Origin of the sequence: Actinomyces sp. ICM39 (genome assembly GCF_000282935.1) — a bacterium.
Lineage (GTDB): Bacteria > Actinomycetota > Actinomycetes > Actinomycetales > Actinomycetaceae > Pauljensenia > Pauljensenia odontolytica_B.
Genome location: NZ_ALCB01000110.1, coordinates 1 through 12,241 on the forward strand (window position 1 = coordinate 1; position 12,241 = coordinate 12,241).

Genomic DNA, 12,241 nt, shown 5'->3' on the forward strand with positions numbered 1-12,241 from the left:
CGTCGCGGCGCTGGACTGCTCACCGGCCGACGCAGGCGTACCCGTGTGGGAAGCCGACGTGCCCGTGGCGGCCACGGCCTCGTTCGTGCCGGAGATCCCGGCGAGCTCGGCGGCCAGGCGCGCGATGCGTTCGCGGCTCATGTCCTGCTCGACGGTGACGGTCTGGCGCGGCTCGATGCGCTGGGCGGGGCGCGCCCACGGCTCTTCGGCGACGATCCACGCGATGATCTGCTCACGCAGGTACGCGCGCAGGTCGGAGAGGTGGCCGGAGTTCTTCGCGGAGACGAGGACGCGCACGGTGACCGTGTACTCGTCGGAGTCGGTGATCTGCACGCCCCACGTGCGTCCGTCCCACAGGTCGGTGGCGGTGAGGAGCTGCTCGACCTTGGCGCGGATGAGGGTCATTGGTGCGGACCAGTCGAGCTTGAGCTCGACGGTGCCGAGCTGGGCGGCGGCGCGGCGCGTCCAGTTCTCGAAGGGCGTCTGCGTGAAGTAGCGGCACGGAATGATGAGGCGGCGCTCGTCCCAGATGCGCACGACCACGTAGGAGAGCGTGATTTCCTCGACGGAGCCAGTTTCTTTCTTCTCGCCGGCGACGACGACGTCACCCACGCGGATCGCGTCGGTGAAGGCCAGCTGCAGGCCGGCGAAGACGTTGCCGAGGGTCTGCTGGGCGGCGAGACCGAAGATCACCGAGATGACGCCGGCGGAGGCCAGCACGGTGGTCATGGCTTGGCGGGCGACTTCGAAGGTACCGATGATCGCGACGATGCCCACAACGACGACGATCGACTGGGTGAGGCGGCGCAGCACTTGAGCCTGGGTCTCGAAGCGGCGCGAGCGTCCCTGGTCAGAATCCTGGCGGGCCTTGGCGGCGTCCTCGAAGACCCACGCGGCGGCGTAGGCCATCCAGGTCAGGCAGGCGAGGGCGACGATGAGCAGCACGTGCATGAGGAACGTCGTGATCGACGTGCCGTTCCAGTCGGACAGGTGGGGGTTGACCAGCGCGATGCCGAGTCCCGCCCACGCTCCCCAGGCCGCGAACGTGAAGTGGCCCGGGCGGCGCACGCGCGCCAGGATCGACGAGGCCGTGGCCGCCTTGGAGAGCGCCTTACGTGCCAGGGCGGAGAGGAGGACCGAGAGGACGATACCCACGAAGGCGCCGACGAGCGGGCCGAGGATCAGGAGGGTGAGGTCGATAGTCGTGGCCACGGCGGCCTCCGCCCCGGATTGTGGGTCAGCGATCGCCCGCGTGAGGGCGTCCGAGGCCTGGGCGAGGGCACCGAGTGCTGATGTCATAGTCATGCATCAAGCCTAGGTCGGAGAGCTGATGAATTCCTGGGAATTCCGCACAATTGCAACGTTTTTCGGTAATGTGTTAGCTGTCACTTGATTTCGTTTTGACGCACCGCGCGCGTTCTGCCTAAACTATCTCCCGTCTTCGGACGCCAGTTCGACGGCCAAGCAGGCCCCCATCGTCTAGCGGCCTAGGACACCGCCCTTTCACGGCGGCGACACGGGTTCGAATCCCGTTGGGGGTACCACCGGTCGCTTATGTGATTGGAACAATTCAATAGGTCTTACCTGTTGTAAGGCCCCGTAGCGCAGTTGGTTAGCGCGCCGCCCTGTCACGGCGGAGGTCGCGGGTTCAAGTCCCGTCGGGGTCGCCGACCAGACCTTTTGGTTCAGGTCTTGGCTCTGTAGCTCAGTTGGTAGAGCGTTCGACTGAAAATCGAAAGGTCACCGGATCGACGCCGGTCGGAGCCACCAGCAAGTCCCCGAAGCATTCGCTTCGGGGTTTTTGTTTTGCCCATGCACTCTGCCCGGGGCGGGGGTGCTCGCATGCGCTTTACCTGGGGGCAGGGCCGCTTGCATGCGCTTTGCCTGGGGCGGGGGCGACTTTTCAGAACGCCCATGCGACAGCTCTGCACACGTGCGACCAGACAAATTTCGCATGCAATTCCCCCGCGGCACGAATCAACCCAACCCCAAAAACCGCAGAATACCAACGATCAGATTACAAAATTTGAAATACGTTCACGGGAATTGCATGCGAAATTTCTGGAGACTGCGAGACTCTGCACCACATCCAAGAAGCGGAGCAGCTCATATGCGCTTCGTCACACGCTTGACTGGACGACAAAGAATAGTAACGCCAGTCAATTAATTACCAAACAACTAGAACGCCGCCCAAATGCTCACATTTCCATCCGGGTTAATGGCTGATGAATTGCTGGACGACTAAATCAAACCCTCCATAACATGGACAAATAGACGAAATTGAACGCGCAGACTATTACGCACAGGCGTAGCCTTCCCATCAGCACCATTACTTGCTAACCAGAGCGGATGGGTGGACACCCGACGCGCACGCCACGGCCTCGTCCCCCATCCATGACGAATGGAGACTCACGTGCACCCCCGCAGTATCGGGCGTCTTTTCCCGCTCGCTGTCGGGCTGATCGTCGCCGGCCTGCTGGCCGCGTTCATCGCGATCGCCCCCTCCTACGCCACCTCCGTCAGCGTCGTCAGCAAGATCTCGCTGGCGCGCGAGGACAAGGAAACCACCGCGCCCACCGTCGGCATCCACGTCATGACCATGTCCTTCGACATCGACACGACCGGCAAGGATGTCGCGCCCGGCGACACGTTCACCATTCAGATTCCGCCGGAGCTTGAGATCGTCTCAGACTCGGGCAGCTCGACGCTGAACTTCAGCATGCTCAACGACGACAAGGTCCCGGTCGTCGACTGCTCCGTCCCCGCGGGCGAGGGCGTCTCCATGACCTGCACCTTCGGCGAGTACGCGAAGGACCACCACAGCATCATCGGCCACGGCACCGTGCGCACGAAGGCCGTGCACGCCACGTCCTCGTCGACTGTGTCCTTCCCGGTGAACGGCACCGCCATTGTCGTGGACCTGCCCGGCGGCTCGATCTCCGGCACGTACGAGCGCATCCTGCGCAATACCCAGAAGTGGGGCCAGCCCAAGCAAGGCGACTCCTCGCGGATCATCTGGGAGATCGACATCAAGGGATCCCAGCTGCCCGAGGGCGCGACCGCGGTCGAGATCGTTGACACCTTCGACATGAGCTCCGGCGGCTACTCGCTGGTGCCCGGGTCGGAGAAGCTCTACTACTACAACAACGACGCCGAGTACCAGGCCGAGCAGGCACCCGCCCTCAAGGCCGGCGCGTCGATCGGCGACGGCACCTTCACGATGGAGGCCACCGCCGACGGCACCGGGTTCACCGCGACGTTCCCGCGCCTCACGAACAACGGCACCTACGTCCTGCAGTACGAGGCCACGATCAACAACATGGCGACCGTGCGCAACGGCGTTACCTTCCACAACGACGCTCTCATCAACGCGAAGCTGTACACGGGCGGCGTGGACATCCACTCGGACGGCTCGGGCGACGCGAACGGCGACGCGAATCCGACGCCTACGCCGTCGATGACGCCGACGCCGGAGCCGACTCCCACGCCGGAGCCAACTCCTTCCACGACTCCCACGCCGGAGCCGAGCCCAACCCCGTCCGTGACCCCGTCTCCGACGCCGACCGCAACCCCGACGCCTACCCCGTCTTCCACGCCCACCCCGTCGGTGACGCCCACTCCCGAGCCGACGCCGTCGACCACCCCGACTCCTTCGGCGACGCCGACCCCGTCGGCACCCTCGACGCCGAGCTCGTCCACTCCCCCGGCCACGCCGCCCGCTCCGTCGACTCCCGCGCCGAAGCAGCTGGCTCGCACGGGCGCAGACATGGCTGGCGTCCTCGCTGGTGCCGGCATGCTGGGTCTGCTGGGCGCGCTGGCGGTGGCGGCTCGCCGACGCCAGGCCTGACCGTCCTGCCCTCCACGTGAGGGTACGGATCTGACGCACTGAGCCCCGGCCTCGTATCGACGAGGTCGGGGCTCAGTCATGCGGGTCAACGAACCATCGCGTAAACCTTCTGACGGCCACCGAGGGGATCATCCCCACTCACGCAGGGAAAACCTTGCGTGCGATACGCAAGGTGTCGATGTAGTCGGGCTCATCCCCGCTTACGCGGGGAAAACCTCAAGATCGGCGGGCTCTTTCTGGTGGCCTGGGGCTCATCCCCGCTCACGCGGGGAAAACGCGGCGAGGGGCACTATCCGCGCTTTGCCTCCCGGATCATCCCCGCTCACGCGGGGAAAACGTCACGACTGTGATCGCCTCACCAGGATCACCCGGATCATCCCCGCTCACGCGGGGAAAACAATGCGAGGCTCCCGGCCTTCACGAGGATGCCGGGATCATCCCCGCTCACGCGGGGAAAACCTCACCCACGTACAACGCTACGCCGACAACCTGGGCTCATCCCCACTCACGCGGGGAAAACACGATCTCGTCAACCGAGCCGATCACGCTCGGAGGCTCATCCCCACTTACGCGGGGAAAACCCCATCGAGACCGAGTCCTCGGACATGAAGGCGGGCTCATCCCCACTCACACGAGGAAAACATCTTGTCCAGATTCTTCACCAAGTCCCACACGGGCTCATCCCCGCTCACGCGGGGAAAACGCATCGAACTTCTACGTGCCGTTCCAGAGCCAGGGCTCATCCCCACTCACGCGGGGAAAACCCGGCGACCGCGCGTCGGATCGTCTGCCACGTAGGCTCATCCCCGCTCACGCGGGGAAAACGGTGAGATTCCGCCGATTACTGGCCCGGTCGAGGGCTCATCCCCGCTCACGCGGGGGAAACTGATTGCTTTCGATGCCATAGCATCCACTTCCCGGCTCATCCCCGTTCATGCGGGGAAAATAAAACCCAAGCCCTGGAACGCATCATCTACGGGGGCTCATCCCCGCTCACGCGGGGAAAACTTCCCCGATGACTGTGTCCACGTCGGGGTCACGGGCTCATCCCCGCTCACGCAGGGACAACGTGCCCGTCTCAGCGGGCTCGGCCTGCCGCTTCGGCTCATCCCCGCTCACGCGGGGAAAACGTGTTTCCGTGGCGTGCGGTGGCTCGCACGGTGGGCTCATCCCCACTCACGCGCGGAAAACGCTCCGGGGATCGCGTCCGCCAGCTGGTTCCAGGGCTCATCCCCGCTCACGCGGGGAAAACAGAGCGAAGGGACAGGTGCCTTCACCCACCACGGGCTCATCCCCGCTCACGCGGGGAAAACTCGTTGACGGCGTTGATCGTGATCGTGCCGCCGGGCTCATCCCCGCTCACGCGGGGAAAACCGCCTTATTCACTGGCCGACCCGCTCGCTCGTGGGCTCATCCCCGCTCACGCGGGGAAAACATAGCCATACCTCGGAGGGAGATGTCGAGGAGGGGCTCATCCCCACTCACGCAGGGAAAACGTTGCATGATCCTTCCCACCGGTCGGCCAGTACGGCTCATCCCCGCTCACGCGAGGAAGACTGGTCCATCACCGCCATGACGACCTTCGCGCCCGGCTCATCCCCGCTCGCGCGGGGAAAACACTTACGTCGTTACCCCGTGGTGCTACGCGGAGGGCTCATCCCCACTTGCGCAGGGAAAACCCCAGGTAACGGTCGAAGGAACCGTAGAGGAAGGGCTCATCCCCGCTCACGCGGGGAAAACGCGATCTCGAGCGGCGTTAGCACGGCTATCGGCGGCTCATCCCCACTCACGCGGGGAAAACGTGAGGCCGCGCTGCATTGACGCGAGCGCAGCGGGCTCACCCCCACTCACGCGGGGAAAACTTTGACGGACAGGCGCCCGGTGCGGACGGTCAGGGCTCATCCCCGCTCACGCGGGAAAAACGCGGCGGCTTCGGCGGTCTTGGCGTCGGTCCTGGGCTCATCCCCGCTCACGCGGGGAAAACTTAGAGAGCTTGTAGGGGAACTCGCTGGCTGAGGGCTCATGCCCACTCACGCGGGGAAAACAGCCAGGTGCCGGGGATACGGTCGGGGGCTGGGGGCTCATCCCCGCTCACGCGGGGAAAACACCAGCCCGGCCGGAGCCACAGGCCTCTCCCAGGGCTCATCCCCGCTCACGCGGGGAAAACTCGCCAAAACGACGGAACACCTTCGACGGGCTAGGCTCATCCCCACTCACGCGGGGAAAACAACAAGGGCGGCGACGGTAACGGCACGTCGCCGGGCTCATCCCCACTCACACGGGGAAAACAGCAACCGTGGCGAAAAGGTCGCCGGCGCTTTCGGTTCATCCCCACTCACGCGGGGAAAACGAAAAGCCCAGGCGGTTGCCAAGGATGCGGGTGGGCTCATCCCCACTCACGCGGGGAAAACATGGGGCCGGCGAGTTCCGGCTTGATGAAGCCGGGCTCATCCCCACTCACGCGGGGAAAACGCATTGGGGATCACCACCTGCACACCCGCGCCGGGCTCATCCCCGCTCACGCGGGAAAAACTTCCTCCAGGTCGCCGGAGTGAACTAAGAAAGGGGTTCATCCCCGCTCACGCGGGGAAAACGGGTTCTCTCCGTTAGGGTGCCCGTTGGTGAAGGGTTCATCCCCGCTCACGCGGGGAAAACATTTATAGCGTAATTGCTGCTGTGGCTGACTGGGGCTCATCCCCGCTCACGCCGGGAAAACACCTGAGCCTGCGCATCAACCTGAACCTGCAAGGGCTCATCCCCGCTCACGCGGGGAAAACTCACCAACGGCGACCTGTTCACCGTCACCAACGGGCTCATCCCCACTCACGCGGGGAAAACACTTCCTGACCTGCATTTTTATTGCTCAGATCGGTCAGATCTTGGAAAGCCTTGAGCTTTACGCCTTTTCTGAAAGTTACTCATCGCGGGACGCTTACGCAACTGACGCGCTGCGGGGTCAGGTTCGGAGTATTGACCTCGGCCTCCGGAGTAGTAGGGACGCATCATGAGCGTCAGCCCATCGAAGTCGACGGGCTTCCAGGGGTCTCCCCACGTCAAGAACTCGAGCCCCTGTTCGTTTCGTGCACGGTAGACCATGACAGCACGCCCGGTCTTCATGTTCTCGGTGACGATATCCCACAGGCGCTCACGGACCCGTGCGGACAGCGTCCCCACGAATACCCCGGCGAGATTTCCATCAACCACCGAGTCACGTGCCCCCGCAAACCTTCAGGCACGGCAGACAAAACGAGGACGATCACCAGGATCCACTCTCCTCATACGCCACGCCCGCGGCAACTGTGCCCTCGCGGTCATCCCACAGTCGCAAGTCGTCGACGATCAGGTCCTCGTCCTCAACATCCAAGGCACCTGACACCGACAGCAGCCCCTTGATGTCCGCAACACACCGCTCGAGCAGATGAAACTCTCGCACGGCATCGCGGACGGCCTTACGAGCGGCACTGCCCACGGCCTCGTCAGTCGGAGAAGCCGCAACATCAAAAGCAATCGGAATTGTGAGGTCTGATTTGTACAGGTCGGCGACGTCATACACAAACGAGCGATAGTTCCCATTGTGCACAAACCCCAGCCCGGGGCTGCATCCCCGCGCGACGATGACCGCGTGGACGATCCCGTAAATCGCCGAATTCGCCGCCGAGAGAGCCTGGTTCACAACCGAACCATCCTCATAGTTCTCAGGATCGTACTCGCGCCGATCCCAGGGCACCCCCGTACGCTGCGAGTGTTCCCGGTACAAGCGACGCACCCGAGCGCCCTCGCGCCCCCTCAACTGCTGAAGACTCAGTTTCGACACGTCCTCACCTGCGAAGCGCATCAAGTACATGTTGCGCGCGACAGTCAGCCGCATCGACGGATCGCTCACCGCGCGAGCCTGCGCCTCCAGCAACCTCGAGGAACGCGAGGGCGGCGAGCCGTGCGCGTAGTAGCGCACCCCATTCTCGCCAACCCACACGATGGTCGATCCGCTCTCGGAGAGGACAGACACCACCGAGTGAGTGATCCGAACCCCGGGTCCCAGCAGCAGCACCGACAGCGCCGCTGCTGGGACGTGGGCGATTCCATGACCATCAGCCACAGTAATCGCGTTCGAGTCACGATTGATCGTGCACCGCTCGACGTAGAGGAATGTCAAGCGGTCTCGAACTCACACCAGGTCTCTCGGATCTGATGGGTTTGCCCCGGGGATCGGTCTCATGGCCGAGCCAAGGTCATCAAACCGCAGCCGTAGGCTTTCCCTCGGCCGATTCCGTGGATGAGGACTCTGCGCAGGGCCTCGGGGTCCGTCACCTCGAGGACGCCCTCGAAGGTAGCGACTCCGAGGGTCACTCGATGCTCCTTGTGCTTAAACTCAGCGACGCTGCGTTCAACGCCGTTAATCAGCAGATTCGCACCGTCAACACGTTGCCCATCACCGTCCTCGAGAATCGGTAGGTCACCACCAACTTCAGCGGAGGTCAGCACCCTGAATCCGCACTTCTCGGCGCGTTCGAGAACCCACTGCGTCTGCTGATCCTGCGTGACGTGAGCAAGAACCTTCTTGCGTCCCCGTGCATTGACCTGGCTGCCCTCCCGGAACGTCGGATTGACACACAGGCGGAAACCCCACCGCTGCCCAGCCGACAGCCCCTCAAGGAAGGTACTCATGTCGCGGATGACTACCCCGCCCTCGGTCGCGTATCCGGCCTCCTCGACGATATGCGAGGGGTCCGGAGCAACCGGGCTCGAAATGTAGAGCGCACACGAGGGGCTCCCCTGGCGAGGGATAGCTCCCCGAACGACGGGCGGACGGTCCAGCCGCCAGAGAACCCGCGGGGCGCCGGGATCATCCAGCACGCCCGGGGGGAAGCAATTCAGCACAGCCGCGTGCAGCATCTGTCGGCTGCGCATGAGCTGCTTCGCCCCGCGACGGTGCGGGTTGAGGTAGATGCGTGTCAGATACATCAGAGCACCTCCATCGGATCATGCACGAAGCCGGGGTGGGCCTGCGGCTTCGACTCCACGTACTGCGGATTCTCCAGGTCTATATAGGTCTCCTCGACGGTACGCAGGGTGTACTTGCGATTCTCCGAGTCGAAACTGATCGGCATGTCCTGAAGCGTCTGCTGCGAGGTTTTCGCCACCTCATGCGGAATAATTCCCAGATCCGCAACAACTCGCGTTCTAACGAAATGTTCGTGACGCTGCTTCTTCTGGTAGTACGCCGAGGCCATCCACGGAGTTTCGCACGCAGCGTCCCACGCACTGCCTTCCCGGACAGCGAGACGTAGCGGCAAGGTCGGAGGGCACGAGCGGCGACCGAGGTAGAGCGGAAAAACCGGACGAACGATTGCCTGCGCGAGCGCATCAATCATGTCGTCAGGTCCCTCGATGAAGGCTCCGAACGCAGCATCCGCTCTATAGAAACGGTGGGACAGAGGCATCGACGTTTCACCCCTGTGTGCAGTGTGGAAGTCGCGGAGCAATTGCCCCGGTTGATCAACTCGGACGGCGACGCTCAGCTCAGCCAGGTCCTCGATGGGATCACTGCGTCTGCGCCCCTGTGCCGCACCAAGCAGACCAACCAAGGCACTTTTCGTGGGAAAAACCTCCGTCGACCTACGCGTGAATCGGCTGTCCGAGCCCCACGATTGCATGGGACCCGCCAGCCTTAAGACGAGCACCGCACTCATCGCGTGCCCCGCACCACTTCCGCTGCGGTTTCACCGAGAGACGCCAGGCGCACCTGCTTGCCGAGCTCCGAGAAGCTCTCACCACGAGGCGTGCTCCACGACACGAGAGCCTCCACAGGCTTCAGACCCGTGAGCTCACGCAGCCGCGACTCGAACTCAACGAATCGCTCAATAGCAGGCTCTGCGAAACCGCATCGACCGGCGACGATCGGCTCCTCAAAAGCGCCACTCATGTTGATCGGCTGATCATTGCGAACCTGAACCAGGACGGCATCGGGCAGAGTGCGGTTCGCAAAAGTCGTGATCTTCCCGGTCGGCATCGAGCGGACGAAGCTATCCACGAAAAGCTCGACGGCGCGATCAGCAACCGCATCGTCCCCCAGGTTTTCACGCAGCAGGTCGACGTTAATAGTCGCGTAGCGGTACACCGTCGCAGATGCGAACTCGATCGTGCCGATCATTCCTGCACCCTCGTCAGCCTCCTTGTTGCGTTTCTTCTCGTCGTCGACGGCCGTGTAGTAGTCGTACTCGCGCTCGACTGCTCCGACGCCAATCGCGTGGGCGACCTGGCACGCGGCGTCAATCTTCAGGTTGACATTGCTAGCAACCATACGGCCGAAAAGCGCAACTGCGACTGACTGATCTCCCTTTGCCGACGCCTTATCGAACTTTCGGTTCTTGAAAGCCTTCTCAATATCGGTCTCGGCAGAGTCCTCAATAATCGCATTCACGTAGGAGTCCAACTCAGCGTTTGAAACAAACCAGAGCGCATCAACATCTTCGAAAGCGCGCTCCGAGTTTTTCTTCACTTCTCTGAGGAACTTATCACGCTTCTTCTTGACACTCTTATCCGTTCCCCCAAGAAACGTCCAGGCAATAACCGTTGATACCATCCTGGTAAGCAGGTCATCACTAATTTCAGGCTTCCGCTCCAGGATCTTGCTTTTGAGAACACTAGGAATTCTCTTCGAACGAATCCCCTTAAGTGACACCTCGATGGATCTCTCAAAGTCTTCACGTGTCGCTCGCTTAATGGCTTGGGATGAAATGCGCATACGCTGGACACCTCCGAAGGTGGCGGTCTTCGGCGCCCCCGTATCATCACGGTTCGGGTTCGAGGGAGGAAGGGTCTGTAGGACGTGGATATCAACGAAGACGGACATTATCTTTCCTTTCACAAATGAAGCGATTAATTGGATTGCCCCGACATCACTCGCCGGAGGCAGGATCGGTGTGGACGAGTTCAGCGGGACGGGCGAACTGTCGTCCCCAGTTACGCATGACGGACGTGCGGCGACGCGGGTCCTGCCACGTAAAAAGATCGGCTGCGAGCTGCGCGTAGTCGCAGGGAATTTCCGCAGCCTCAAGCTGAGAGATGAGCGAACGCAGATGCACGAGAAGTCCCTCGAACATCGGCGCTTGAACAGCCGCAGTAAAACGCCGATAGATCGGAGCCTCTTCGGCTCGCTTTTCGCCGCTTTGCCCCTCGGCCACGACTCGGATAGCGGAAGCAAAGCTGCGCGGACGGTCCGACGTATCATGCATGGGTCTCATGTTTGGCCCCTGGTGGAGAGCCCAGAGAGTGAGAGCTCCGTGGACGGCTTTCTCGCCTCTGGTCGGCTCATCGCCCAGATAGCCCGGGCGATCATCGAGCGTCAGGTCCCACAGCTCGGGCACCGATCCCGCCTCCCGAGAAAGCGCTCCACGCAGCTGCGCGCGAAGGGCTCGAGCCGAAGGAGTCTCCTTCCAGAGCCGATTCTTGATCAACCCGCTGACACGGCCGTACACCGCACCACGCGTTGATAAACCTTTCGCACCGCTATCCGGAGCAGCATCATTGCTGGTCATTTCATTCCTTCCTGATTGGTGTTCTGCACCGGGAGACGCTTGTTGAGCGCCGACCGGAAGTAGTTTTCGGCGATGCCGACGTTCATATATCCATTGCCTACTTTTCGGCCGATGATTGCCGACGACGAGGTGCCCCTGACGAGCTCGGTCTGGATGTCCGCAGCGTGCTGACGCAACGTGCGCTCCCACCGACGCCCGACATCCCGCGCACTTTCGTGCCCATCGACCTGGCTGAGCCAATTCCTGAACGAAGTATCAACCGCAGAGAAAAACATTTCCTTGGCACGGTCTCGAGCCCCAATGCCGCCGTGTTTCTCGCCCTCACCCGAGGCACGCGCGAGATTCGCTGCAAGAGTTCCCACATCCCTGGCAACCTCTTCGGTCAGGCGAACCTGCCTGTCGATCTCGGCGGCCAGATCCTCACACTCAGCGCGCATGACGGCAACCGACAACGTCAGCTCGTCCGAGTAGATATCCTCGATCGTCGATTCCTTAGGTCCGTAGGCAACGCCAACAGCCTGAATCCGCATCACCTTGGGATAAGCGGTCTCAACCAAAGCATTGTCAAGCTGATAATGAAAACTCAAAGTAGCAGACGGCAGAAATTCGGATTTAAGCTGGTCATCTACGCCCCGTATCATCGTTAGAGCCGGAAGCACGCCCGGAAGATCCCTCCAGAAAGCACGGCCGGACTCAAACTTACACGGCATGTAAACGTCTTGTTTGAACTTCGTAGATTGATCAACCGAGTAACGCCATAGACTCTGCGGTTCATACAAACGCATCTCTTGAGGAGCGAGCTTATCCCCCTGCGCCAGAATCACTCCCGTGACGCCACTGCTGTCACCCATCGGTC

Annotated in this window: 8 protein-coding genes, 3 tRNA genes and 1 pseudogene; 4 read left to right on the forward strand and 8 right to left on the reverse strand. The window is 62.2% G+C overall.

Going from position 1 to position 12,241, the window contains the following annotated elements; translation table 11 throughout:
- A partial coding sequence (locus HMPREF1137_RS07415; RefSeq protein ID WP_009053797.1) for a mechanosensitive ion channel family protein occupies positions 1 to 1,305 on the reverse strand: 1,305 nt, incomplete at its 3' end.
- A gap of 163 nt (positions 1,306 to 1,468) precedes the next feature.
- Between HMPREF1137_RS07415 and HMPREF1137_RS07420 the strand changes: the two genes are divergently transcribed.
- From HMPREF1137_RS07420 to HMPREF1137_RS07435, 4 genes are all read left to right on the forward strand, one after another.
- Positions 1,469 to 1,544 (forward strand) — tRNA-Glu (locus HMPREF1137_RS07420).
- A 49-nt stretch (positions 1,545 to 1,593) separates the two neighbouring features.
- Positions 1,594 to 1,667, forward strand: a tRNA-Asp gene (locus HMPREF1137_RS07425).
- A 27-nt stretch (positions 1,668 to 1,694) separates the two neighbouring features.
- Positions 1,695 to 1,770, forward strand: a tRNA-Phe gene (locus HMPREF1137_RS07430).
- A 643-nt stretch (positions 1,771 to 2,413) separates the two neighbouring features.
- Positions 2,414 to 3,847, forward strand: a complete 1,434-nt coding sequence (locus HMPREF1137_RS07435; RefSeq protein ID WP_009053808.1) for an Ig-like domain-containing protein — start codon at positions 2,414 to 2,416, stop codon at positions 3,845 to 3,847.
- A 2,856-nt stretch (positions 3,848 to 6,703) separates the two neighbouring features.
- On the opposite strand, the pseudogene cas2e reads toward HMPREF1137_RS07435, so the two are convergent.
- The 7 genes and pseudogenes from cas2e to HMPREF1137_RS07465 all read right to left on the reverse strand — a co-directional run.
- Positions 6,704 to 7,044: pseudogene (gene cas2e / locus HMPREF1137_RS10085) on the reverse strand (type I-E CRISPR-associated endoribonuclease Cas2e).
- A 59-nt stretch (positions 7,045 to 7,103) separates the two neighbouring features.
- Complete coding sequence (cas1e, locus tag HMPREF1137_RS07440) at positions 7,104 to 8,000, reverse strand: type I-E CRISPR-associated endonuclease Cas1e (RefSeq protein ID WP_009053811.1); 897 nt, start codon at positions 7,998 to 8,000, stop codon at positions 7,104 to 7,106.
- A gap of 59 nt (positions 8,001 to 8,059) precedes the next feature.
- Positions 8,060 to 8,809, reverse strand: a complete 750-nt coding sequence (gene cas6e, locus HMPREF1137_RS07445) for a type I-E CRISPR-associated protein Cas6/Cse3/CasE (protein WP_009053804.1) — start codon at positions 8,807 to 8,809, stop codon at positions 8,060 to 8,062.
- The gene (gene cas5e / locus HMPREF1137_RS07450; protein ID WP_034497322.1) at positions 8,809 to 9,537 is read right to left on the reverse strand and encodes a type I-E CRISPR-associated protein Cas5/CasD; all 729 of its coding nucleotides are present in this window, start codon (positions 9,535 to 9,537) and stop codon (positions 8,809 to 8,811) included. Before cas5e ends, cas6e begins: the two co-directional genes overlap by 1 nt.
- On the reverse strand, positions 9,534 to 10,700 hold the full coding sequence (gene cas7e / locus HMPREF1137_RS07455; RefSeq protein ID WP_009053799.1) for a type I-E CRISPR-associated protein Cas7/Cse4/CasC: 1,167 nt from the start codon (positions 10,698 to 10,700) through the stop codon (positions 9,534 to 9,536). The genes cas5e and cas7e overlap by 4 nt, the downstream gene beginning before the upstream one ends.
- Before the next feature lie 46 nt (positions 10,701 to 10,746).
- The gene (gene casB, locus HMPREF1137_RS07460) at positions 10,747 to 11,385 is read right to left on the reverse strand and encodes a type I-E CRISPR-associated protein Cse2/CasB (RefSeq protein WP_231284052.1); all 639 of its coding nucleotides are present in this window, start codon (positions 11,383 to 11,385) and stop codon (positions 10,747 to 10,749) included.
- Positions 11,382 to 12,241 (reverse strand): type I-E CRISPR-associated protein Cse1/CasA (locus HMPREF1137_RS07465; RefSeq protein WP_034497325.1); only part of this gene is annotated, 860 nt, incomplete at its 5' end. The genes casB and HMPREF1137_RS07465, both read right to left, overlap by 4 nt.

Coding starts and splice junctions, on each gene's coding strand:
- cas6e (WP_009053804.1), bottom strand. CDS start 8,809: ATGTATCTGACACGCATCTACCTCAACCCGCACCGTCGCGGGGCGAAG.
- cas5e (WP_034497322.1), bottom strand. CDS start 9,537: ATGAGTGCGGTGCTCGTCTTAAGGCTGGCGGGTCCCATGCAATCGTGG.
- cas7e (WP_009053799.1), bottom strand. CDS start 10,700: ATGTCCGTCTTCGTTGATATCCACGTCCTACAGACCCTTCCTCCCTCG.
- casB (WP_231284052.1), bottom strand. CDS start 11,385: ATGACCAGCAATGATGCTGCTCCGGATAGCGGTGCGAAAGGTTTATCA.